This window comes from Bradyrhizobium sp. SZCCT0153, assembly GCF_018129995.1.
GTDB lineage: Bacteria > Pseudomonadota > Alphaproteobacteria > Rhizobiales > Xanthobacteraceae > Bradyrhizobium > Bradyrhizobium japonicum_G.
On record NZ_JAFCKS010000010.1, the window covers coordinates 118,217 to 138,405 of the forward strand.

Consider the following 20,189-nt stretch of genomic DNA (forward strand, 5'->3'; position numbering starts at 1 on the left):
TACTATATAGCGGACGCCGGACATTATCTGGGGCTCGGCTTCGATAAGTCCACGTCCCACATGCGTAAAGGCCCGCGAGCCGCGGGCCAATGACGCAGTTGTTACGCCGCCTCGCCTTCTTCCTTGGCAGGGGCGAGAATCTTCACCGAACCGCCGGCCTTCTCGACCGCGGCAATCGCGGTCTTGGTGGCGCCGTGCACTTCAATGTTGAGCTTGGACTTGAGCTCGCCGCGGCCGAGCAGCCGCAGCCCGCCCTTGGGGCGACGCAGCACGCCGCCCTTCACCAGGGCCTCGACATTCACGACGCTGCCGGCATCGATCTTCTTGGCATCGACCGCTTCCTGGAGCCGGTCGAGATTGATCTCGGCGAACTCGATGCGGAAGATGTTGTTGAAGCCGCGCTTGGGCAGACGGCGATGCAACGGCATCTGGCCGCCTTCGAAACCCTTGATGCGCACGCCCGAACGCGCGGTCTGGCCCTTGCCACCGCGGCCGGATTGCTTGCCCTTGCCGGAACCGATGCCGCGGCCGACGCGCATACGCTTCTTGCGCGAGCCGGCGTTGTCGGCGATATCGCTGAGCTTCATCGCCCTTCTCCTTGTTTCTTGCGCATGATCTTCGCCGAAAGCCGGTGCCGGACTTCGGGATCGCGCGCCCTTGCTTACTTCTCGTCGACGATGCGGACGAGATGGTGAACCTTCTCGATCATGCCGCGGACCGCCGGGGTATCCGGCAGTTCACTGGTGCGGCCGATCTTGTTGAGCTTGAGCCCGATCAGCGTCGAACGCTGCGAGTGATGGCGGCGAATCGCGCTGCCGGTCTGCTCGAGCTTGATCGTCTTTGCGGCCTTGGCCATCGTGGTCTACTCCGAAAAGCTTCCGTTAGTCAGCAGCCACTTCGGCATCGCCGCCGATGCGACGGGCCTGAAGGGTGGAGACCTTGATGTTGCGGCGGGCTGCGACCGAACGCGGCGAATCCTGGTGCTTCAGCGCATCGAAGGTCGCGCGCACCATGTTGTAGGGGTTCGACGAGCCGATCGACTTCGCCACCACGTCCTGGACGCCGAGCGTCTCGAACACGGCGCGCATCGGACCGCCGGCGATGATGCCGGTACCCGCGGGAGCTGCACGCAGGTAGACACGACCCGCGCCATGACGGCCGGCGATGTCGTGATGCAGCGTACGGCCCTCGCGCAGCGACACGCGCGTCAGGTTGCGCTTGGCGGACTCGGTTGCCTTGCGGATCGCCTCGGGCACTTCGCGCGCCTTGCCGTGACCGAAACCGGCGCGGCCCTTCTGGTCGCCGATCACGACCAGCGCTGCGAAACCGAAGCGCTTGCCGCCCTTGACGACCTTGGCCACGCGGTTGATGTGAACGAGCTTGTCGACGAACTCGCTGTCGCGCTCCTCGCGCTGCTGACGGTCACGTCCGCCGCGTTGATCGCGTCCACCACGTTGTTCGCGTTCTGCCATTTTTCCAATCCTTCAGAGGCTTACGCCTCAATCCTCAAATTCTGTTAGAAGCTCAGCCCGCTCTCACGCGCCGCGTCGGCAAGAGCCTTGACGCGCCCGTGATAGAGATAGCTGCCGCGATCGAACACGACTTCCTTGACGCCCTTCTCGGCGGCGCGCTCGGCCAGCAGCTTGCCGACCGCCTTCGCCGCATCGATGTCGGCGCCGGTCTTGCCGCCGTCGCGCATCGACTTCTCGAGCGACGAGGCGGAGGCCAGCGTCTCGCCCTTCAGATCGTCGATGACCTGGGCGTAGATGTGCTTGGACGAGCGGAACACCGACAGACGCGGACGGCCGCCACCGGAGCGGCGCAACTTGAGCCGCACACTCCGCTTGCGCCGGGCATTCGTAACCTTGGCTTTCGTCATGACCGGCTCCGTTACTTCTTCTTGCCTTCCTTGCGGAAGATGAATTCGCCAACATACTTCACGCCCTTGCCCTTGTAGGGCTCCGGCGGACGATAGGAGCGAATCTCGGCGGCGACCTGGCCGACGCGCTGGATGTCGCTGCCGGTCACCGTGATCTCGGTCGGCTTCGGCACGGTGATCGTGATCCCTTCCGGGATCGCGTAGACCACATCGTGGCTGTAGCCGAGCGCGAGCTGCAGGTTCTTGCCCTGCATCGCGGCGCGGTAACCGACGCCGGTGATTTCGAGCTTCTTTTCGAAGCCCTTGGTGACGCCTTCGACCAGATTCGCGACCTGGGCGCGAGCCGTGCCGTACAGCGCCCGCGCGCGATTGGTCTCGACCCGCGGGTTCACCTTCACCTGGCCGTTCTCGAGCTTCACCTCGACGTCGTCATGGACGACGAACTGAAGCTGGCCCTTCGGCCCCTTCATCTTGACGGTCTGCCCATCGACGGTCGCGGTCACACCCGACGGCACCGCAACAGGCCTTTTGCCAACACGTGACATGGATCAAAAATCCTTCTCAGAACACCGTGAAGAGAACTTCACCGCCCACGTTCGCTTCACGCGCACTGTGGTCGGCCATGATTCCCTTCGGCGTCGACAACACCGAAATGCCGAGTCCGTTGTTGACCCGCGGCAGGTTCTTCACCGAGGCGTAAACGCGACGCCCAGGCTTGGAGACCCGCTCGATCTCGCGGATGACGGGCTCGCCGTCGAAATACTTCAGCTCGATCTCGATCTCGCTGCGGCCCGAGGAATGCTCGAGCGTGGCGTAACCGCGGATGTAGCCCTCGCTCTTCAGCACTTCGAGGACGTTCTCGCGCATCTTCGAGCCAGGCGTGGAGACCTTGTTCTTGGAGCGCATCTGCGCGTTGCGGATACGGGTGATCAGATCGCTGATTGGATCGTGCGTAGACATCTAAACGACCCTCCTTACCAGCTGGACTTCACGAGGCCCGGGACCATGCCCTTGGAGCCAAGCTCGCGCAGCGCGATACGGGACAGCTTGTTCTTGCGGTAGATCGAGCGCGGACGGCCCGACAGCTCGCAACGCAGACGGATGCGGGTCGCCGACGAGTTGCGCGGCATTTCCGCCAGCTTCAGGGTCGCGGCGAACCGCTCCTCCATCGGCAGCGTCTTGTCGGCGATGATCGCCTTCAACCGCGCGCGCTTCGGGGCGGCGTTCTTCGTCATCCGCTTGCGCCGGTTGTTCTTCTCGATTGAACTCTTCTTTGCCATGCTTGGCTCCTGGGTATCCGCGTTTGAGAGGCTTTAGGTCAGCGTCTCACTGCCGGAACGGGAAATTGAAAGCGGTCAACAAGGCCCTCGCCTCTTCGTCGGTCTTGGCCGTGGTGCAGACGGTGATGTCCATACCGCGGGCTTCCGTGACCTTGTCGAAGTCGATCTCGGGGAAAATGATGTGCTCCTTGATGCCGAGCGAGTAGTTGCCGCGGCCGTCGAAGCTCTTCGGGTTCAGGCCGCGGAAGTCGCGGACGCGCGGCAGCGCGACCGTCACCAGGCGATCGATGAACTCGTACATGCGGGCCTTGCGCAGCGTGACCTTGCAGCCGATCGGCTGGTTCTCACGCAGCTTGAAGGTCGCGATCGCGATACGCGAGTAGGTCACGATCGCCTTCTGGCCGGCGATCTGGGTCAGCTCGGCGGCTGCCGTCTCGGCCTTCTTGCGGTCGTTGACGGAATCGCCAACGCCCATGTTCAGCACGATCTTGTCCAGGCGCGGAACCTGCATCACGTTCTCATAACCGAACTTCTCGGTCATGGAGGTGCGGATCTTCGCGTCGTATTCCGCGCGCAGGCGCGGCGTGTAAGCGGCCTCAGCCATCGATCTCAGCTCCCGAGCTCTTGGCGATGCGGACCTTCTTGCCGTCCGCCAGAATCTTGAATCCGACGCGGGTCGGCTTTCCATCCTTGCCGACATACGCGATGTTAGACAGTTGGATCGGCGACTCCTTCGAGATGATGCCGCCCTCCTGGGCCTGCGTCTGCTTCTGGTGACGCTTGACCATGTTGATTCCGCGCACCAGGGCCGTGCCGGCGTCGGGACGCACCTCGAACACCTCGCCGGTGCGGCCCTTGTCGCGACCGGTCAGCACGACGACCTTGTCGCCCTTGCGGATCTTCGCAGCCATCACAGCACCTCCGGCGCGAGCGAGATGATCTTCATGTGATTCTTGGCGCGCAGCTCGCGCGGCACGGGCCCGAAGATACGGGTGCCGACCGGCTCGGACTGGTTGTTGATCAGAACGGCGGCGTTGCGGTCGAAGCGGATGACCGAACCGTCGGCGCGGCGGATGTCCTTGCGGACGCGCACCACGACGGCCTTCATCACGTCGCCCTTCTTCACCTTGCCACGCGGAATCGCTTCCTTGATCGAGACGACGATGATGTCGCCGATCGTGGCGTAGCGGCGCTTGGAGCCCCCGAGCACCTTGATACACATGACACGGCGTGCGCCAGAATTATCGGCCACGTCGAGGTTGGTCTGCATCTGAATCATTGATGCACCTCGTCCTCTTCTCTTTGCGCCAGCCCAGCCGGCGCTCAACATTTCCCTGAAGTCAGTCGGCTAAAGCCAACAGATCAGGCGCTTTTCTTGTGTTCGCCCCGGATCACGACCCAGCGCTTCAACTTCGAAATCGGCTTCGATTCCTCGATCCACACCATGTCGCCCGGCTTGAATTCGTTGCTCTCGTCGTGCGCGTGGTAGTTCTTCGAACGACGGATCGTCTTCTTGTAGATCGGGTGCGTGAAGCGGCGATCAACGCGCACCACGATGGTCTTGGCTTGCTTGTCGCTGACGACCACGCCCTGCAAAGTACGTTTCGGCATCTTCGTAAGCCTCTTACTTCTTCTTCGCGCGCTTTTGCGCGGCGACGGTCTTGATCCGGGCGATGTCACGACGAGCCTCGCGCAGGCGCGAGGTGTTCTCGAGCTGCCCCGTGGCACGCTGGAAGCGCAGGTTGAAGCGCTCCTTCTTCAGGTTCAGGATGGCGTCATCCTGCTGGTCGGGGCTCATCGCGCGGATGTCTTCGATCTTCATCTGTGCCATGGCCATTACTCCGCAATGCGCTCGACGAAGCGCGTCTTGATCGGCAGCTTGGCGGCCGCCAGGGTCAGCGCCTCACGCGCCGTCTGGGTGTTGACGCCGTCGATCTCGAACAGCACCCGGCCCGGCTTGACGCGCGCGACCCACAGTTCCGGCGAACCCTTGCCGGAGCCCATGCGGACTTCGGCCGGCTTCTTCGACACCGGAACGTCCGGGAACACGCGGATCCAGACGCGGCCCGCACGCTTCATGTGGCGGGTCAGCGCGCGGCGAGCGGCTTCGATCTGGCGCGCGGTGACGCGTTCAGGCTCGGTCGCCTTCAGGCCGAACTGGCCGAAGGCCAACGTCGCACCCGAAGACGCAACGCCGTGGATACGGCCCTTATGCGCCTTCCGGAACTTCGTTTTCTTAGGTTGCATCATGGCTTCAAGCCCTCAAATTCTCTGTGCTGGCGTCAGGCCGCAGCGTTGTCACGGCGCCCACGGCCACCGCGATCACCACCGCCGCTGGTCTCGCCTTCGGCCATTCTCTTGTCCTGGGCCATCGGATCGTGCTCGAGGATCTCGCCCTTGAAGATCCAGACCTTGACGCCGCAGGTGCCGAAGGTCGTGAACGCGGTCGCAACGCCGTAGTCGATGTCGGCACGCAGCGTGTGCAGCGGCACGCGACCTTCGCGGTACCATTCCATACGCGCGATTTCCGCACCGCCCAGACGTCCCGAGCAGTTGATTCGGATGCCTTCCGCGCCGAGACGCATCGCCGACTGAACGGCGCGCTTCATGGCGCGGCGGAACGCCACGCGGCGCTCCAGCTGCTGCGCGATCGATTCGGCCACCAGCGTCGCATCGAGCTCCGGCTTGCGGATTTCGACGATGTTGATGACGACGTCGGACGAGGTGATGTCCGCGACCTTCTTGCGAAGCTTGTCGATGTCGGCACCCTTCTTGCCGATCACCACGCCCGGACGAGCCGAGTGGATGGTGACGCGGCACTTCTTGTGCGGACGCTCGATCACGATGCGGGCGACGGCCGCCTGCTTGAGCTCCTTGTGCAGGATCTCGCGGATCTTGACATCCTCGTGCAGCAGCTTGCCGTACTCCTGCTTGCCGGCGAACCAGCGCGAATCCCAGGTCCGGTTGATGCCCAGACGCAGGCCGATCGGATTGATCTTTTGACCCATCGTTTTCTCCTGCGTCCCTTAAGCCGCTGCTTCGGCTTCGACCTGACGAACGATGATCGTCAGCTGTGAAAATGGTTTGTAGACACGGCCCGAGCGGCCACGGCCGCGGGGGGCAAAGCGCTTCATCACGAGGCCGTTGCCGACGAAGGCCTGCGCCACGACGAGATCGTCGACGTCGAGGTCGTGGTTGTTCTCGGCGTTGGCAATAGCCGATTCCAGGCACTTCTTCACGTCAACCGCGATCCGCTTGCGCGAAAACTGCAGGTCGGCGAGCGCAGCAGCCGCCTTCCGGCCGCGAATGAGCTGGGCGACCAGGTTGAGCTTCTGCGGGCTCACCCGCAGCATCCGGGCGACCGCCTTGGCCTCGTTCTCGGCGAGGCTCCGTTCGCGCTTAGGTTTGCTCATCGTTTAATCCTCAAGCCTTCTTGGCTTTCTTGTCCCCGGAGTGGCCATGGAAGGTCCGGGTCGGCGAGAACTCACCGAACTTGTGACCGACCATTTCCTCGTTGACGGCCACGGGCACGTGCTTCTGACCGTTGTAGACGCCGAAGGTCAGGCCGACGAACTGCGGCAGGATCGTCGAGCGACGGCTCCAGATCTTGATGACGTCGTGACGGCCGGACGCGCGCGCGGCATCTGCCTTCTTGAGCAGAGAACCCTCGACGAACGGGCCTTTCCAGACTGAACGAACCATGTCCGGCGTTCCTTACTTCTTCCGCTTGTGGCGGCTTAGGAGAATGAATTTGTTGGTCGACTTGTTGCTGCGGGTCTTCTTGCCCTTGGTCGGCTTGCCCCACGGAGTGACCGGGTGGCGACCGCCCGAGGTACGACCTTCACCACCGCCGTGCGGATGGTCGATCGGGTTCATCGAAACGCCGCGGTTGTGCGGCTTGCGGCCCAGCCAACGGTTGCGGCCGGCCTTGCCGATCGACGTGTTCATGTGATCCGGGTTCGACACCGCGCCGATCGTGCCGCGGCACCGGCCGTGCACCAGGCGCTGCTCGCCCGAATTCAGGCGGATGATCACGTAGTCATGGTCGCGACCGACGAGCTGGGCATAGGTGCCCGCGGAACGGGCCAGCTGGCCGCCCTTCCCGATCTTGACCTCGATGTTGTGGATGATCGTGCCGACCGGCATGTTGCCGAGCGGCATGACGTTGCCCGGCTTCACGTCGACATAGTTGCCGGCAACGACGGAATCGCCGACGGCCAGGCGCTGCGGCGCCAGGATATAGGCCTGGGTGCCGTCCTCGTACTTGACGAGCGCGATGAACGCGGTGCGGTTCGGATCGTATTCCAGCCGCTCGACCGTCGCGGGCGCATCGAGCCTGTCACGCTTGAAGTCGACGACGCGCAGCGTCCGCTTGTGACCACCGCCGCGGAAGCGCACGGTGATGCGACCGGTGTTGTTGCGGCCGCCCGAGGAGTGCTTGCCTTCGGTGAGCGCCTTGACCGGCTTGCCCTTGTAGAGCGCCGAACGATCGACCATGACCAGCTGGCGCTGGCCCGGCGTCGTGGGATTGAATGTCTTCAGTGCCATCGTCGTACGACCTTACAGACCGGTGGTGACGTCGATCCGGTGGCCCTCTTCGAGGGTCACGATCGCGCGCTTGGTGTTCGACTGCGAGCCGAGATTGCCGCGGAAGATCTTGGTCTTGCCCTTGCGGACCAGCGTGTTGACGCTCTTGACCTTGACGTCGAACAGCTTCTCGATCGCTTCCTTGATCTGCGGCTTGGTCGCCTTCGCGGCCACCTTGAACAGCACCTTGTTGTGCTCCGAGGCGATCGTCGCCTTTTCGGTCACGACCGGCGACAGGATCACGTCGTAGTGGCGAGGCTCGATGTTCTTCGTCATTTGAAGCGCGCCTCCAGCGCATCGATGGCGGCCTTGGTCAGAACGAGCTTCTGACGGCGCAGGATGTCATAGACGTTGATGCCCTGGATCGGCAGCACGTCCATGTTCGGAATGTTGCGGGCCGCAGCCGCAAAGCCGTTGTTGAGCTCGGCGCCGTCGATGATCAGGGCGTTGGTGAGCCCCAGACCCGAGAAGTGGCCGAGCAGCGCCTTGGTCTTGGCGGCTTCCAGCGCGGCCTTGTCGATCACGACGAGATCGCCGTCCTTGGCCTTGGCCGAGAGCGCATGCTTTAGAGCCAGCGCGCGGACCTTCTTCGGCAGGTCGGTGGCGTGCGAACGCACCACCGGACCGAAGGCCCGGCCGCCGCCGCGGAACTGCGGCACGCGGGCCGAGCCGTGACGAGCACCGCCGGTGCCCTTCTGCTTGTACATCTTCTTGCCGGTGCGCCAGATCTCGGCGCGGCCCTTGGCCTTGTGCGTGCCGGCCTGGCGCTTGTTGAGCTGCCACTGCACGCAACGTGCAATGATGTCCTGGCGCGGCTCGAGACCGAAAATGGTATCGGAGAGCTGGACCGAGCCGGCTTCCTTACCTTCGAGGGTGGTGACCTTCAATTCCATCTCACGCCTCCTGCGCAGCCGGGGCGGCTTCCGCTTCGCCAGCAACCTTGAACTTGCCGGGCTTCGGAGCTTCCTTAGGCAGCGGCTTCTTGACGGCGTCGCGCACGCGGATCCAGCCGCCCTTGGAGCCGGGAACGGCGCCTTCGACGAGGATCAGGCCGCGCTCGACATCGAGCTGGACGACTCGAAGGTTGAGCGTGGTGATGCGGTCGACACCCATATGGCCGGGCATCTTCTTGTTCTTCCAGGTCTTGCCGGGGTCCTGACGGCCGCCGGTCGAACCGATCGAGCGGTGCGAGACCGACACGCCGTGCGTAGCGCGCAGACCGCCGAAGTTCCAGCGCTTCATGCCGCCGGCGAAGCCTTTACCGACCGAGGTGCCGGTGACGTCGACGAACTGGCCGACCACGAAGTGGTCGGCGAGAATCTCGGCGCCGACAGGGATCATGGCATCCGCGGAGACGCGGAATTCCTCGACCTGCCGCTTCGGCTCGACCTTGGCGACAGCGAACTGGCCGCGCTCCGCCTTGGGCATGTACACGGTCTTGCGGCTGCCAGAACCAAGCTGGAGCGCGACGTAACCGTTTTTCTCTTCAGTGCGGTGGCCTACGACCTGGCAATTGCCGAGCTTCAGCACGGTCACGGGGATATGTTCGCCGGCCTCTGTAAAGACCCGCGTCATCCCGACCTTTTGTGCGATCACTCCGGAGCGCATCGGCGTGCTTCCTGTTCTTTCTGTCCGCTAGTCGCGAACGTGATCCAAAAATCTTAGAGCTTGATCTCGACGTCGACACCGGCGGCCAGGTCGAGCTTCATCAAAGCATCGACGGTCTGCGGGGTCGGATCGACGATGTCGAGCAGACGCTTGTGGGTGCGCATCTCGAACTGTTCGCGGCTCTTCTTGTCGACGTGCGGCGAACGGTTGACGGTGAACTTCTCGATGCGGGTGGGCAGCGGAATGGGTCCGCGGACCTGCGCGCCGGTGCGCTTCGCCGTGTTCACGATCTCGCGGGTCGACGTATCGAGGATACGATGGTCGAACGCCTTGAGCCGGATACGAATGTTTTGGCCGTTCATTGCCGTGGTCTTTCTTCAGTGGGTGGCGAATAGCGAATAGCGAATGTCTCCATTCGCTACTCGCCGATCCCTATTCTCGTAATTACTCGATGATCGAGGCGACGACGCCGGCGCCGACGGTGCGACCGCCTTCGCGGATCGCGAAGCGGAGCTTCTCTTCCATCGCGATCGGCACGATCAGGTGCACTTCCATCGCGATGTTGTCGCCCGGCATCACCATCTCGGTGCCTTCCGGCAGATGCACGACACCGGTCACGTCGGTGGTGCGGAAGTAGAACTGCGGACGGTAGTTGGTGAAGAACGGGGTGTGGCGGCCGCCCTCTTCCTTGGTGAGGATGTAAGCCTCGGCCTTGAACTTGGTGTGCGGCTTGACCGAACCCGGCTTCGCCAGCACCTGACCGCGCTCGACGTCTTCGCGCTTGGTGCCGCGGAGCAGCGCACCGATGTTGTCGCCGGCCTGGCCCTGATCGAGCAGCTTACGGAACATTTCGACGCCGGTGACGGTGGTCTTCTGGGTCGCACGCAGACCGACGATCTCGATTTCCTCGCCGACCTTGACGATGCCGCGCTCGACACGGCCGGTCACGACGGTACCGCGACCCGAGATCGAGAACACGTCTTCAACCGGCATCAGGAACGGCTGGTCGATCGGACGCTCCGGCTGCGGAATGTACTCGTCGACGTTCTTCATCAGCTCGAGGATGGCGTCGTGGCCGAGCTTCTTGTCCGAATCTTCGAGAGCGGCGAGTGCCGAACCCTTGATGATCGGGATCTTGTCGCCCGGGAATTCGTACTTCGAGAGCAGTTCGCGGACTTCGAGCTCGACGAGCTCAAGCAGCTCCGGATCGTCGACCATGTCGCACTTGTTGAGGAACACGACGAGCGCGGGCACGCCGACCTGGCGGGCGAGCAGGATGTGCTCGCGGGTCTGCGGCATCGGGCCGTCAGCGGCCGACACGACCAGGATCGCACCATCCATCTGGGCGGCGCCGGTGATCATGTTCTTCACGTAGTCAGCGTGGCCGGGGCAGTCGACGTGGGCGTAGTGGCGGTTCGGCGTCTCGTACTCGACGTGCGCGGTCGAGATCGTGATGCCGCGCGCCTTCTCTTCCGGCGCCTTGTCGATCTGGTCGTACGCGGTGAACGTCGCGCCGCCGGCTTCGGCGAGAACCTTGGTGATCGCCGCGGTCAACGACGTCTTGCCATGGTCAACGTGACCGATGGTGCCGATGTTGCAGTGCGGCTTGTTACGTTCAAACTTTGCTTTGGCCATTTGACTCTCCGTTCAATCGTCAGCTTTCAACCGACGACAATCAGGCAAACTTCTTCTGGACTTCTGCCGACACGTTGGCCGGCGCTTCTGCGTAGTGGTCGAACTGCATGGTGAAGGTCGCGCGACCCTGGCTCATCGAGCGCAGGTTGTTCACGTAACCGAACATGTTCATGAGCGGCACCATCGCGTTGATGACGTTGGCGTTGCCGCGCATGTCCTGACCCTGGATCTGACCGCGCCGGGAATTCAGGTCGCCGATGACCGAGCCGGTGTAGTCTTCCGGGGTCACCACTTCGACCTTCATGATCGGCTCGAGCAGGACGGACTTTCCCTTCTGCAGCGCTTCGCGGAACGCCGCGCGCGATGCGATTTCGAAGGCGAGCGCCGACGAGTCGACGTCGTGATACTTGCCGTCGACGAGCTGAACCTTGACGTCGACCACGGGGAAGCCCGCGACGACACCAGAGCCCATCACGCTGTTGAGGCCCTTTTCGACGCCGGGGATGTATTCCTTCGGAACCGCACCGCCGACGATCTTGGACTCGAACTCGTAACCCTTGCCGGGCTCGTTCGGCTCGACCACGATCGACACTTCCGCGAACTGACCGGTACCGCCGGTCTGCTTCTTGTGGGTGTACTTGACCTCGGCCCTCTTGGTGACGCGCTCACGGAACGCAACCTGCGGCGCGCCGATGTTGGCGTCGACCTTGTAGGTACGCCGGAGGATGTCGACCTTGATGTCGAGATGGAGTTCGCCCATGCCCTTGAGGATGGTCTGGCCGGACTCCTGGTCGGTCGACACCCGGAAGGACGGATCCTCCGCGGCGAGCTTGGCCAGCGCCACGCCCAGCTTTTCCTGGTCGGCCTTGGACTTCGGCTCGATCGCGATCTCGATGACCGGCTCGGGGAATTCCATCTTCTCCAGGATCACCTGCTTGTCGGGATCGCACAGCGTGTCACCGGTGCGCGCTTCCTTCAGGCCCGCCAGCGCGACGATGTCGCCGGCATAGGCTTCCTTGATGTCTTCGCGGTTGTTCGCATGCATCAGCAGCATGCGCCCGATGCGCTCCTTCTTCTCGCGCGTCGAGTTCACGACGCCGGTGCCGCTCTGCAGGACGCCCGAGTAGATGCGGCAGAAGGTGATGGTGCCGACGAACGGGTCGTCCATGATCTTGAACGCGAGCAGCGCGAGCGGCTCCTTGTCGTCGGCCTTGCGCACGACCTCGTTGCCGCGGTCGTCGGTGCCCTTGATCGCGGGGACGTCGATCGGCGACGGCAGATAGTCGACGACGGCGTCGAGCAGCGGCTGCACGCCCTTGTTCTTGAAGGCCGAGCCGCACAGCACGGGATAGAACGCACCGGTAAGCACCGCCTTGCGGATCAACCGCTTCAGCGTCGCTTCGTCCGGCTCGTTGCCGTCGAGGAAGGCGGCCAATGCGTCGTCGTCGAGTTCGACGGCGGCTTCCACCATCTTCTCGCGATATTCCTTGGCCTGCTCGACGAGATCTTCCGGAATGTCGACATAGTCGAACTTCGCGCCGAGCGATTCATCGTTCCAAACGATACCCTTCATCTTCACGAGGTCGACGAGACCCTTGAAGTTGTTCTCGGCGCCGATCGGAAGCTGGATCGCGATCGGCTTGGCACCGAGGCGATCGACGATGTCGGACAGGCACTTGAAGAAGTCGGCGCCGGTCTTGTCCATCTTGTTGGCGAAGACGATCCGCGGAACCTTGTACTTGTCGCCCTGGCGCCAGACGGTCTCGGTCTGGGGCTCGACGCCCTGGTTCGAGTCGAGCACGCAAACGGCGCCGTCGAGCACGCGCAGCGAACGTTCGACTTCAATGGTGAAGTCGACGTGGCCGGGAGTGTCGATGATGTTCAGGCGCTTGCCGGCCCAGAACGCGGTGGTGGCAGCCGAGGTGATCGTGATGCCACGCTCCTGTTCCTGCTCCATCCAATCCATCGTCGCAGCACCTTCGTGCACTTCGCCGATCTTGTGGCTCTTGCCGGTATAATAGAGGATGCGCTCGGTCGTCGTGGTCTTGCCGGCGTCGATATGCGCCATGATACCGAAGTTACGGTAATCCTCGATGGCATGTTGGCGGGGCATGAGTCGTTCCTTGCAAGTCCGGGTGTGTCGCCGTTACCAGCGATAGTGCGAGAAGGCGCGGTTGGCTTCCGCCATCCGGTGCACGTCTTCACGCTTCTTGACGGCGTTCCCGCGGTTGTTCGACGCGTCCAGAAGCTCCGCCGAGAGCCGCTCGGTCATGGTCTTCTCGTTGCGATCGCGCGCAGCGGAGATCAGCCAGCGGATGCCCAGCGCCTGCCGGCGGGTCGAGCGAACCTCGACCGGAACCTGGTAGGTCGCGCCACCAACGCGGCGGGAGCGCACCTCGATGGTCGGCATGACGTTCTCGAGCGCCTGCTCGAACACGCCGAGCGGGTTCTGCTTGGTCTTGGTTTCGATGATGCCGAACGCACCGTAGACGATACCTTCGGCGACCGACTTCTTGCCGGCGTACATCACCGAGTTCATGAACTTGGTGACGATGATGTTCCCGAACTTCGGATCCGGCAGAACTTCGCGCTTTTCCGCTGAGTGGCGACGAGACATAGGCTTGGTTCCCGCTTACTTCGGACGCTTGGCGCCGTACTTCGAACGACGCTGCTTACGGTTCTTGACGCCCTGGGTATCCAGAACGCCGCGGAGGATGTGGTAGCGCACGCCGGGCAAGTCCTTGACGCGGCCGCCGCGGATCATGACCACCGAGTGCTCCTGGAGGTTATGGCCCTCACCAGGGATGTAGCCGATCACCTCGAAGCCGTTGGTCAGGCGCACCTTGGCAACCTTACGAAGCGCCGAGTTCGGCTTCTTCGGGGTCGTGGTGTAAACGCGCGTGCAAACGCCGCGCTTCTGCGGCGACTGCTGCAGCGCCGGCACCTTCTTGCGCGACTTCTGCACTTCCCGCGGTTGAGCGATCAGCTGGTTGATCGTCGGCATCCTGGCCTTACCCTTTGTGTTCTGCCGCGGCCCCTTGCGGGTCCGCTGTCTTGCCGCGGCCCGTCACCGGGTCCGCAAATTCTTTCGAGCTACCCGCCCGACGAGGCCACCTTCCGCGGGACAATCCGCACAAAGCGAAATTGCGCCAACCGCACCATCACTGAGCGGAAAGCGTTACGACGCCACAGAGGACCGCGATATTCAGACCGGTCAGCTTGAAGCTGCGGTCCGCGCACCGAGGTCATGCATCCGAATTCGATCTCGAGAGAGCTTGCTCAAGAGAACTAAAATCGCACTGGCATTGCCTAGCTATGATCGACAGCGTTTGAGCGGCATTCGTCGAGGTTGGTGCCCGTGTTTAGCGACCCTTGGGGGTTCACAGAACCTTGGAGGTCAACGGGTGGCCCGTTCCGACGTTGGCGATGCTCACCGCCTGTCGTTAAGTGAGGCGCTTTCTATAAGTGGGAGTCGATCAAGTCAAGGCGAAACGACAGTCACAAAACGCTTCTCGCGCCTATGGAATTTGCCAGTTTGCCGCGCTCACCAAGCCTTTCCCATATGGGAACGCAGCGCAGGTTCGGCCACCTCAAAATATAATTACACCCGGATAAAATATACTTTTATTACCCTTGCTAAGGCTTTCTTTCCGATTGAGGCGTCAATCTGCCCCCTTCGCCGAGATTTACGCCATGCGCTACACCGATATTGCCATCATCGGCGGAGGACTTTCGGGCTCGACCGCCGCCGCGATGCTCGGCCGCGCCGGTATTTCGACTGTCCTGATCGATCCGCATGAGAGCTATCCGGCGGACTTTCGAGTCGAAAAACTCAGTGGTCACGTGCAGGTCGAGCGATTCCTGAAGACCGGAATCGCCGAATCGGTGCTGCGCCGCGCGACCTTCGTCGGCAAGAACTGGATCGCCCGCTTCGGCCAACTCCTCGACAAGGCCCCCAGCCGCCAATTCAACATCCTCTACGATTCCCTCGTTAACACCGTCCGCGACGACATCGCTGCCAGCGTCGAGCGAATCTGCGCCAAGGCCGTCTCGGTCGAGACGAGCCCGGAACGGCAGAAGATCACGCTCTCCAACGACGAGGTGGTCTCGGCCCGGCTGGTCGTGCTCGCCAACGGCCTCAATGTCGGCCTGCGCCGCCAGCTCGGCATCGCGCGAACAGTCATCAGCGCCTGCCACTCGATCTCAATCGGGTTCGACGTGGTGCCGGCGGGACGGAATTCGTTCGACTTCCCGGCGCTGACCTATTTCTCGGAACGGCCGAGCGACCGCATCCCCTACCTCACGCTGTTTCCGATCGGGGCGAGGATGCGCGCCAATCTGTTCGTCTACCGCGGCTTCGACGATCCCTGGCTGCATGAATTGCGCCGGGCGCCGGCCGAGACGCTGAACGCCGCGCTGCCGCGGCTGAAGCGCATCACCGGCGCATTCGACGTTCCCGGCGAGATCAAGATCCGCCCGGTCGATCTCTATGTGAACGACGCAAGCGGCCAGCCCGGCCTCGTGCTGGTGGGCGATGCCTTCGCGACCTCCTGCCCTGCCGCCGGCACCGGCTGCGACAAGGTCTTCACCGACGTCGAGCGACTCTGCAATGTCTACATCCCGCAATGGCTCGCCTCCGACGGGATGGATACCGACAAGATCGCCGCTTTCTATGCCGATCCGGTCAAGCGGGCGTGCGACGAATGGTCGGCGGCGAAGGCATTCGACTTCCGTTCAGTATCGATCGCGACGAGCCCCTACTGGGCGGCGCAGCGCTGGGCACGCTTCCTTGCCTGGTCGGTTCAGGGGCTGCTGCGGCCTCTTGGAGGAGCTGTCCATCTGGAGCCGAACTTCCTCGGTCACTCCTCCTCGTCGTCCTCGTCGAGGTCGTCTTCATCCTCGTCGCTGTCGTCGCCGGCCTGAGCCGCCGTGCCATGCGGCTGGTGGATCTGGTCGTTCCACAGCTTGCGGTAGGTGCCGTTCTTCGCCAGCAACTCGGCATGCGAGCCGCGCTCGATCGCCCTGCCCCCTGAAATCACGATGATCTCGTCCATCTCGACCACCGAGGTCAGGCGGTGAGTCGACCAGATCACGGTGCGACCCTTGGCGACCTTGAGCAGCGTACGGTTGATCGCGGCTTCCGTGGTCTGGTCGAGCGCCGAGGTAGCCTCGTCCAGCAGCAGCACGGAAGGATTACGGATGACCGCGCGCGCGATCGCGACCCGCTGGCGCTGGCCGCCCGAGAGGGTATCGCCGCGCTCGCCCACCGGCGTGTCGTACCGCTGCGGCAGGCTCATGATGTAGCGGTGGATCTCGGCCTTCCTGGCCGCCTCCTCGACCTCCTCGTCGGTCGCGCCTTCCTTGCCGAGGCGGATGTTCTCGCGGATCGACATGTTGAACAGCATGTTCTCCTGGAACACGACCGCCATGCTCCGGCGCAGCGAATCCAGCGTCACCTTGCGGACGTCGACCCCGTCGATAGTGACGCGGCCCTCGTCGGGCACGTAGAGTCGCAGGATCAAATTGAGCAGCGTGCTCTTGCCGGAACCTGAGGGACCGACGATGGCGATGCGCTTGCCGACGTCGAGCTTGAGGCTGAGATTGTCCAGCACCGGGGTCTGGCTGCCCTCGTACTGGAACGTCACGCGGTCGAAGGTGATGTCGTGGGTGATGCGCGGCAGGTCCGGCGCACCGGCACGATCGGCCCCGCGCGTCGGCTCGTCGAGCAGCTCCTGAATGTGCCGGATCGCGGCGGCCGAAGAGATCGACACCGGAATGAAGTGCATGACGTGGGCGATGTTGTAGGAGACCTCCCAGAACGCGCTCTCGAAGGTGACGAAAGTACCGATGGTGATCTGGCCCTTGGTCGCCAGATAGGCGCCGATCGCGAGCACCACGAGGTGCAGGAGCAGCACCGAGATGGTGACCGTGCGCTCCACCATGGTCGACAGGAACGCGGCCGAGGCGATCCTGTTGCGCGTCTCGTCGTTGCGGAAAGCGAAGAAGCCGAACATCCTGCGCTGCAGGCTGAACGCCTTGATCACGGCCTGCGCAGCGACGTTTTCCTGCACCATGCCGAGCAGCGCGCTCTCGTTCAGCTTCTGCTCGTAATTGGCCTGCACCGCCTTCGGAGTGAGCATGCGCGGGCCGATCAGCGTGATCGGGAACACCAGCAGCGCGACCGCCGCCAGCTGCCAGTTCAGGAACAGCATCAGGATAATGCCGGCGATCAATTCCAGGAACGGCAGCGCCGCGCTGTTGGCAAAGGTCTTGACCGAGCCTTCGAAGGCCGAGAGGTCGACGGAAAAGCGCGACAGGATCTCGCCGCGCTTGGTGCGGCCGAAATACGCCGCCGGCAGGTCCTGGACATGCTCGAACAGCCGTTTGCGGACATCGGAAATGATGCAGGCGGCCAGCCGCGCATCCCAGCGCTCGTACCAGACCGCGACGATCGAGGTGAAGATGCCGGCGACCGCGAGCACCCCGAGGATCTTGTACAGCGCGTGAAAATCCTCCTCGCCGAGCGCGTCGTCGATCAGGTACTTCAGGCTGAGCGGCATGATGACGTTGAACAGCGTCTCGACGAAGACGCCGAACGCCACGAAGGACAGCATCCGCTTGTAGTTGACCAGGAAGGGTTTGACGAAACCCAGGATGGTCGCGAGCGCGCCGGCAGCCTCGCGCGCGGTAAAGACGACAAGATCCTCGTCCTCATCGTCGTCGTCGAGCTCCAGCTCGTCATCCTCCTCGTCTTCGTCGTCCTCGTCGTCTTCGAGGTCGGGCTTGACGGGGGCGAGCTTGTCGTCGAGCTCGGCCGCCTCTTCCGCAGCAAGCTTCTTTTTGTCGGGAGAAGGAGGCCTGGACGCCATGAAACCAACCGATGCTGACGGCCGGCATGACCGCAGAGAAAGCAGAAAATAGCGGAAACCGCTATTGCACCGATTCTATGCGATCAGAATGAATTCGGCAAAGCAAATGGCGAATCCGGCTCGGTCCTTGCCGCTACTCCTCGTCCTCGTCTTCGACCTTGTCGAAGAAGGAATAGCGCAAGCTGTCGGCGTCGGCGTACCACTGGCCCGGGCCCTTGTTGGCGGCGAGCGTCGCCTCCCAGAGCGCGTCGGTGCAATCCTTGCGGTGCATCGACAGGTCGAAGCCGTTGCCGAAGAACAGTTCGGACCATTCCCACCAAGTGCCGAGCTTCCTGACCCCGCGCAACAGGTCGTAGCGGTCGATGACCGTCGAGGCCATGTCGGAGGTGATCGAGCCGAACACGAGGCCGGTCTTGACCACGCGGTTCAGCTCCCGGATCCCGCGGACCACTTGCTTCGGGGAAACGTGGCAGAGGCTGGTCTCGAACACGAAGTCGAACGCGCCGTCCTTGAACGGCATGTCGGTGATCGAGCCGAGCTTGTTATACTTCTTCAGCGCTTTCGGCGTTTTGGCGTGGATCGCGCGGTTGTTCTCGATGCCGAAGGCATCAAAGCCGCGATCGCGCAGTGCGCCGACCAGCTCCCCGCTGGCCGAGCCCGCGACCAATAGCTTGGCACCCTTGGTCTTGCCCCAGACGATGCCGATCAGCCTGGTGAGGTAATCCGGATCGGTGAAGTGACGCCACGCCTCGCTATAGGGGCCGAGGCCGCGATAGTTTGCGAAATAGTCGCGATCGATCTTGTCGGACAGCGGCTTGTCGTCCTGCGAACGCTCGCGGCGGAGGCGCATCATCTCGGTCAGGATGATGTCGGTCGCCGCGTCCGAGGAGTCGAGCAAACCGTTCAGCGTCGAGTCGAACAGATAGTCGCCGACCACGACGATTCCGGGATGCTCTTTCGGCTCGGGCCGGTGATTGGTCATGACGTCGCGCACGGGCAAGCCGCCCGGAATCGCGTTCACCGACGACAGCCAGCGGTGGATCTTGCCCTCCATGACATGCGAACGCGCATCGCCGAGCGAGGCCGGCAGCGATTTCAGCGCGGCGTCGATCAGCTCCTGGTCGGAGAGATTGGCGAAGGCCAGCGCGTCGGAGCCCGGAATCAGCCAGTTCAGTACGCCGTGGTTGCCGACGTCGTGACGCGCGCCTTCGTTGTAGACGCAGCAGCCACCGAAGGCCTCCGACATGAACCAGGCGCCCGTGATCTTGTCGCCCCAGAACGGCGTGTCGAACAGGATCGAGACGCGCAAATAATGCGCGGGGCGGTCGAAATAGGAAACGTGCTTGACCATCGACTTGCGGAGCTGCTCGCCCTCCCAGCCCATGGTGGCAAGCCAGGAATGCGGCAGGCAGACCAGCACGAGATCGAAGTCGCGCGTCTCCGGGCCCTTGCCGTTCATCATCTTGAGCTGGTAGCGGCCCGTCGGCGCCTTGCCGACGGTGAGCACGCGGTGATTGAGCTGGATGTCGGCATTGACCTCCGACTGCAGGCACTCGATCAGCTGCTCGTTGCCGTTCTGGATGGAATAGAGGCCGATATAGCCGTCGACATCCATCAGATAGTTCTTGAGCGCGTTGAGGCCGTTGGTGTTGTGGCTCTCGGTCGCAATGTCCGAGCGTGCCATCACCTTGAAGAAACGCTTTGCGGTCTCGTCCTCGACCTCCTCGTCGAGCACCTGCTCGGCGGTCTTGTAGGCCCAGGGGTTCTCGTTGTCGTGCGCGCCGACGCCTTCGTAATATTCGATCGGCGACATCGCCTCGGCGCAGCGCTCGCGGAACGTCTCGATCGCGGCCGCAGTCCTGGCGCCGTATTTGCGGCGCATGCCGGCGACGTCGTTGAGCAGCTCGCCGCCGAACTGCACCTGTTCGGCGTCCATCGGAATGGTCTGCAGGCCGAAATGCTGGATCAGTTCGCGCAGCGGATCCGGCCCGGTCATCGAGTAGTCGTAGATCTCGGCGACGCCGGCCTCGTACATCGCGGGCGCGGAATCGAATTTACGCGTGACGATCTTGCCGCCGAGCCGGTCGGATGCCTCGTAGATGGTGACGCGGCAGAGATCGCCGAGCTTGCGCTTCAGATACCAAGCGCTCATCAGCCCGCCGGGGCCGCCGCCTACGATTGCCAGATCAAGCATGAGAGTTCCGTGGTCTCCGGCCCTGCCCCTGTCACGGGATCCACCGGTCTAAACTCTCCTAGCAGAAGCGCTTTTGCGCCTGAAGGAAAGATGAACAAATGTTGATCTTGCACCGCAACAGGCAAACAAAGCAGCAA

Annotated in this window: 28 protein-coding genes; 1 reads left to right on the forward strand and 27 read right to left on the reverse strand. The window is 63.0% G+C overall.

Annotated elements, in window-relative coordinates:
• Nucleotides 1-101: 101 nt before the first annotated feature.
• From rplO to rpsL, 25 genes are all read right to left on the reverse strand, one after another.
• Nucleotides 102-587, reverse strand: a complete 486-nt coding sequence (gene rplO, locus JQ572_RS31005) for a 50S ribosomal protein L15 (RefSeq protein WP_211386648.1) — start codon at nucleotides 585-587, stop codon at nucleotides 102-104.
• A gap of 74 nt (nucleotides 588-661) precedes the next feature.
• Nucleotides 662-856: a 50S ribosomal protein L30 gene (gene rpmD / locus JQ572_RS31010; protein WP_011088137.1), complete on the reverse strand. Its 195-nt coding sequence runs from the start codon at nucleotides 854-856 to the stop codon at nucleotides 662-664.
• Nucleotides 857-881: 25 nt separating this feature from the next.
• A complete protein-coding gene (gene rpsE, locus JQ572_RS31015) occupies nucleotides 882-1,472 on the reverse strand; it encodes a 30S ribosomal protein S5 (RefSeq protein WP_211386649.1) in 591 nt (196 codons plus the stop codon).
• A gap of 44 nt (nucleotides 1,473-1,516) precedes the next feature.
• The gene (gene rplR / locus JQ572_RS31020) at nucleotides 1,517-1,879 is read right to left on the reverse strand and encodes a 50S ribosomal protein L18 (protein WP_211386650.1); all 363 of its coding nucleotides are present in this window, start codon (nucleotides 1,877-1,879) and stop codon (nucleotides 1,517-1,519) included.
• Between the two features lie 11 nt (nucleotides 1,880-1,890).
• Entirely contained in the window at nucleotides 1,891-2,424 is a 534-nt protein-coding gene (gene rplF, locus JQ572_RS31025) for a 50S ribosomal protein L6 (RefSeq protein ID WP_027549201.1), read from the reverse strand.
• Nucleotides 2,425-2,440: 16 nt separating this feature from the next.
• Nucleotides 2,441-2,839, reverse strand: a complete 399-nt coding sequence (gene rpsH, locus JQ572_RS31030; protein WP_007603034.1) for a 30S ribosomal protein S8 — start codon at nucleotides 2,837-2,839, stop codon at nucleotides 2,441-2,443.
• A 14-nt stretch (nucleotides 2,840-2,853) separates the two neighbouring features.
• On the reverse strand, nucleotides 2,854-3,159 hold the full coding sequence (rpsN, locus tag JQ572_RS31035; RefSeq protein WP_211386651.1) for a 30S ribosomal protein S14: 306 nt from the start codon (nucleotides 3,157-3,159) through the stop codon (nucleotides 2,854-2,856).
• Between the two features lie 46 nt (nucleotides 3,160-3,205).
• Nucleotides 3,206-3,763 carry a 50S ribosomal protein L5 gene (gene rplE, locus JQ572_RS31040; RefSeq protein WP_211386652.1) on the reverse strand — a complete coding sequence of 186 codons (558 nt, stop codon included), beginning with the start codon at nucleotides 3,761-3,763 and terminating at the stop codon, nucleotides 3,206-3,208.
• Nucleotides 3,756-4,070 carry a 50S ribosomal protein L24 gene (gene rplX / locus JQ572_RS31045; protein ID WP_007603031.1) on the reverse strand — a complete coding sequence of 105 codons (315 nt, stop codon included), beginning with the start codon at nucleotides 4,068-4,070 and terminating at the stop codon, nucleotides 3,756-3,758. Before rplX ends, rplE begins: the two co-directional genes overlap by 8 nt.
• A complete protein-coding gene (rplN, locus tag JQ572_RS31050) occupies nucleotides 4,070-4,438 on the reverse strand; it encodes a 50S ribosomal protein L14 (protein WP_007603030.1) in 369 nt (122 codons plus the stop codon). Before rplN ends, rplX begins: the two co-directional genes overlap by 1 nt.
• An 83-nt stretch (nucleotides 4,439-4,521) precedes the next feature.
• Nucleotides 4,522-4,770, reverse strand: coding sequence for a 30S ribosomal protein S17 (gene rpsQ / locus JQ572_RS31055; RefSeq protein ID WP_007603028.1), 249 nt, complete (start codon nucleotides 4,768-4,770; stop codon nucleotides 4,522-4,524).
• A gap of 13 nt (nucleotides 4,771-4,783) precedes the next feature.
• Nucleotides 4,784-4,990 carry a 50S ribosomal protein L29 gene (gene rpmC, locus JQ572_RS31060; protein WP_140982250.1) on the reverse strand — a complete coding sequence of 69 codons (207 nt, stop codon included), beginning with the start codon at nucleotides 4,988-4,990 and terminating at the stop codon, nucleotides 4,784-4,786.
• A gap of 5 nt (nucleotides 4,991-4,995) precedes the next feature.
• On the reverse strand, nucleotides 4,996-5,409 hold the full coding sequence (gene rplP, locus JQ572_RS31065) for a 50S ribosomal protein L16 (protein WP_008136349.1): 414 nt from the start codon (nucleotides 5,407-5,409) through the stop codon (nucleotides 4,996-4,998).
• 32 nt (nucleotides 5,410-5,441) lie between these two features.
• Nucleotides 5,442-6,167, reverse strand: a complete 726-nt coding sequence (gene rpsC, locus JQ572_RS31070; protein WP_129268065.1) for a 30S ribosomal protein S3 — start codon at nucleotides 6,165-6,167, stop codon at nucleotides 5,442-5,444.
• Between the two features lie 18 nt (nucleotides 6,168-6,185).
• The gene (rplV, locus tag JQ572_RS31075; RefSeq protein WP_211386653.1) at nucleotides 6,186-6,572 is read right to left on the reverse strand and encodes a 50S ribosomal protein L22; all 387 of its coding nucleotides are present in this window, start codon (nucleotides 6,570-6,572) and stop codon (nucleotides 6,186-6,188) included.
• Nucleotides 6,573-6,582: 10 nt separating this feature from the next.
• A complete protein-coding gene (rpsS, locus tag JQ572_RS31080) occupies nucleotides 6,583-6,861 on the reverse strand; it encodes a 30S ribosomal protein S19 (RefSeq protein WP_008136357.1) in 279 nt (92 codons plus the stop codon).
• A gap of 12 nt (nucleotides 6,862-6,873) precedes the next feature.
• Nucleotides 6,874-7,707, reverse strand: a complete 834-nt coding sequence (gene rplB / locus JQ572_RS31085) for a 50S ribosomal protein L2 (protein ID WP_211386654.1) — start codon at nucleotides 7,705-7,707, stop codon at nucleotides 6,874-6,876.
• A gap of 12 nt (nucleotides 7,708-7,719) precedes the next feature.
• Nucleotides 7,720-8,022 (reverse strand): 50S ribosomal protein L23, encoded by a 303-nt coding sequence (locus JQ572_RS31090; protein ID WP_211386655.1) that lies wholly within the window; start codon nucleotides 8,020-8,022, stop codon nucleotides 7,720-7,722.
• Nucleotides 8,019-8,639, reverse strand: a complete 621-nt coding sequence (gene rplD, locus JQ572_RS31095) for a 50S ribosomal protein L4 (protein WP_074116741.1) — start codon at nucleotides 8,637-8,639, stop codon at nucleotides 8,019-8,021. The genes JQ572_RS31090 and rplD overlap by 4 nt, the downstream gene beginning before the upstream one ends.
• A 1-nt stretch (nucleotide 8,640) precedes the next feature.
• Nucleotides 8,641-9,354 carry a 50S ribosomal protein L3 gene (rplC, locus tag JQ572_RS31100; RefSeq protein ID WP_211386656.1) on the reverse strand — a complete coding sequence of 238 codons (714 nt, stop codon included), beginning with the start codon at nucleotides 9,352-9,354 and terminating at the stop codon, nucleotides 8,641-8,643.
• Nucleotides 9,355-9,407: 53 nt separating this feature from the next.
• A complete protein-coding gene (rpsJ, locus tag JQ572_RS31105; protein WP_002712302.1) occupies nucleotides 9,408-9,716 on the reverse strand; it encodes a 30S ribosomal protein S10 in 309 nt (102 codons plus the stop codon).
• Between the two features lie 82 nt (nucleotides 9,717-9,798).
• Nucleotides 9,799-10,989, reverse strand: coding sequence for an elongation factor Tu (gene tuf / locus JQ572_RS31110; RefSeq protein WP_200455586.1), 1,191 nt, complete (start codon nucleotides 10,987-10,989; stop codon nucleotides 9,799-9,801).
• A 40-nt stretch (nucleotides 10,990-11,029) separates the two neighbouring features.
• A complete protein-coding gene (gene fusA / locus JQ572_RS31115) occupies nucleotides 11,030-13,102 on the reverse strand; it encodes an elongation factor G (protein ID WP_211386657.1) in 2,073 nt (690 codons plus the stop codon).
• A 33-nt stretch (nucleotides 13,103-13,135) separates the two neighbouring features.
• Entirely contained in the window at nucleotides 13,136-13,606 is a 471-nt protein-coding gene (rpsG, locus tag JQ572_RS31120; protein WP_018322260.1) for a 30S ribosomal protein S7, read from the reverse strand.
• Between the two features lie 15 nt (nucleotides 13,607-13,621).
• Complete coding sequence (gene rpsL / locus JQ572_RS31125; RefSeq protein ID WP_007603006.1) at nucleotides 13,622-13,993, reverse strand: 30S ribosomal protein S12; 372 nt, start codon at nucleotides 13,991-13,993, stop codon at nucleotides 13,622-13,624.
• Nucleotides 13,994-14,682: 689 nt separating this feature from the next.
• On the opposite strand from rpsL, the gene JQ572_RS31130 reads away from it, so the two are divergent.
• Nucleotides 14,683-15,912: an FAD-dependent oxidoreductase gene (locus JQ572_RS31130; protein ID WP_211386658.1), complete on the forward strand. Its 1,230-nt coding sequence runs from the start codon at nucleotides 14,683-14,685 to the stop codon at nucleotides 15,910-15,912.
• On the opposite strand, the gene JQ572_RS31135 is transcribed toward JQ572_RS31130, so the two are convergent.
• Together JQ572_RS31135 and JQ572_RS31140 are read right to left on the reverse strand one after the other, a co-directional pair.
• On the reverse strand, nucleotides 15,849-17,858 hold the full coding sequence (locus JQ572_RS31135) for an ABC transporter ATP-binding protein (protein ID WP_211386659.1): 2,010 nt from the start codon (nucleotides 17,856-17,858) through the stop codon (nucleotides 15,849-15,851). The two genes, JQ572_RS31130 and JQ572_RS31135, sit on opposite strands and share 64 nt — an antisense overlap.
• A gap of 133 nt (nucleotides 17,859-17,991) precedes the next feature.
• Nucleotides 17,992-20,052 carry an FAD-dependent oxidoreductase gene (locus JQ572_RS31140; protein WP_211386660.1) on the reverse strand — a complete coding sequence of 687 codons (2,061 nt, stop codon included), beginning with the start codon at nucleotides 20,050-20,052 and terminating at the stop codon, nucleotides 17,992-17,994.
• Nucleotides 20,053-20,189: the final 137 nt, after the last annotated feature.

Excerpts from the sequence above, each read along its gene's own strand:
- rplO (WP_211386648.1), bottom strand. The coding sequence starts at position 587 with ATGAAGCTCAGCGATATCGCCGACAACGCCGGCTCGCGCAAGAAGCGT.
- rpmD (WP_011088137.1), bottom strand. The coding sequence starts at position 856 with ATGGCCAAGGCCGCAAAGACGATCAAGCTCGAGCAGACCGGCAGCGCG.
- rpsE (WP_211386649.1), bottom strand. The coding sequence starts at position 1,472 with ATGGCAGAACGCGAACAACGTGGTGGACGCGATCAACGCGGCGGACGT.
- rplR (WP_211386650.1), bottom strand. The coding sequence starts at position 1,879 with ATGACGAAAGCCAAGGTTACGAATGCCCGGCGCAAGCGGAGTGTGCGG.
- rplF (WP_027549201.1), bottom strand. The coding sequence starts at position 2,424 with ATGTCACGTGTTGGCAAAAGGCCTGTTGCGGTGCCGTCGGGTGTGACC.
- rpsH (WP_007603034.1), bottom strand. The coding sequence starts at position 2,839 with ATGTCTACGCACGATCCAATCAGCGATCTGATCACCCGTATCCGCAAC.
- rpsN (WP_211386651.1), bottom strand. The coding sequence starts at position 3,159 with ATGGCAAAGAAGAGTTCAATCGAGAAGAACAACCGGCGCAAGCGGATG.
- rplE (WP_211386652.1), bottom strand. The coding sequence starts at position 3,763 with ATGGCTGAGGCCGCTTACACGCCGCGCCTGCGCGCGGAATACGACGCG.
- rplX (WP_007603031.1), bottom strand. The coding sequence starts at position 4,070 with ATGGCTGCGAAGATCCGCAAGGGCGACAAGGTCGTCGTGCTGACCGGT.
- rplN (WP_007603030.1), bottom strand. The coding sequence starts at position 4,438 with ATGATTCAGATGCAGACCAACCTCGACGTGGCCGATAATTCTGGCGCA.
- rpsQ (WP_007603028.1), bottom strand. The coding sequence starts at position 4,770 with ATGCCGAAACGTACTTTGCAGGGCGTGGTCGTCAGCGACAAGCAAGCC.
- rpmC (WP_140982250.1), bottom strand. The coding sequence starts at position 4,990 with ATGGCACAGATGAAGATCGAAGACATCCGCGCGATGAGCCCCGACCAG.
- rplP (WP_008136349.1), bottom strand. The coding sequence starts at position 5,409 with ATGATGCAACCTAAGAAAACGAAGTTCCGGAAGGCGCATAAGGGCCGT.
- rpsC (WP_129268065.1), bottom strand. The coding sequence starts at position 6,167 with ATGGGTCAAAAGATCAATCCGATCGGCCTGCGTCTGGGCATCAACCGG.
- rplV (WP_211386653.1), bottom strand. The coding sequence starts at position 6,572 with ATGAGCAAACCTAAGCGCGAACGGAGCCTCGCCGAGAACGAGGCCAAG.
- rpsS (WP_008136357.1), bottom strand. The coding sequence starts at position 6,861 with ATGGTTCGTTCAGTCTGGAAAGGCCCGTTCGTCGAGGGTTCTCTGCTC.
- rplB (WP_211386654.1), bottom strand. The coding sequence starts at position 7,707 with ATGGCACTGAAGACATTCAATCCCACGACGCCGGGCCAGCGCCAGCTG.
- JQ572_RS31090 (WP_211386655.1), bottom strand. The coding sequence starts at position 8,022 with ATGACGAAGAACATCGAGCCTCGCCACTACGACGTGATCCTGTCGCCG.
- rplD (WP_074116741.1), bottom strand. The coding sequence starts at position 8,639 with ATGGAATTGAAGGTCACCACCCTCGAAGGTAAGGAAGCCGGCTCGGTC.
- rplC (WP_211386656.1), bottom strand. The coding sequence starts at position 9,354 with ATGCGCTCCGGAGTGATCGCACAAAAGGTCGGGATGACGCGGGTCTTT.
- rpsJ (WP_002712302.1), bottom strand. The coding sequence starts at position 9,716 with ATGAACGGCCAAAACATTCGTATCCGGCTCAAGGCGTTCGACCATCGT.
- tuf (WP_200455586.1), bottom strand. The coding sequence starts at position 10,989 with ATGGCCAAAGCAAAGTTTGAACGTAACAAGCCGCACTGCAACATCGGC.
- fusA (WP_211386657.1), bottom strand. The coding sequence starts at position 13,102 with ATGCCCCGCCAACATGCCATCGAGGATTACCGTAACTTCGGTATCATG.
- rpsG (WP_018322260.1), bottom strand. The coding sequence starts at position 13,606 with ATGTCTCGTCGCCACTCAGCGGAAAAGCGCGAAGTTCTGCCGGATCCG.
- rpsL (WP_007603006.1), bottom strand. The coding sequence starts at position 13,993 with ATGCCGACGATCAACCAGCTGATCGCTCAACCGCGGGAAGTGCAGAAG.
- JQ572_RS31130 (WP_211386658.1), top strand. The coding sequence starts at position 14,683 with ATGCGCTACACCGATATTGCCATCATCGGCGGAGGACTTTCGGGCTCG.
- JQ572_RS31135 (WP_211386659.1), bottom strand. The coding sequence starts at position 17,858 with ATGGCGTCCAGGCCTCCTTCTCCCGACAAAAAGAAGCTTGCTGCGGAA.
- JQ572_RS31140 (WP_211386660.1), bottom strand. The coding sequence starts at position 20,052 with ATGCTTGATCTGGCAATCGTAGGCGGCGGCCCCGGCGGGCTGATGAGC.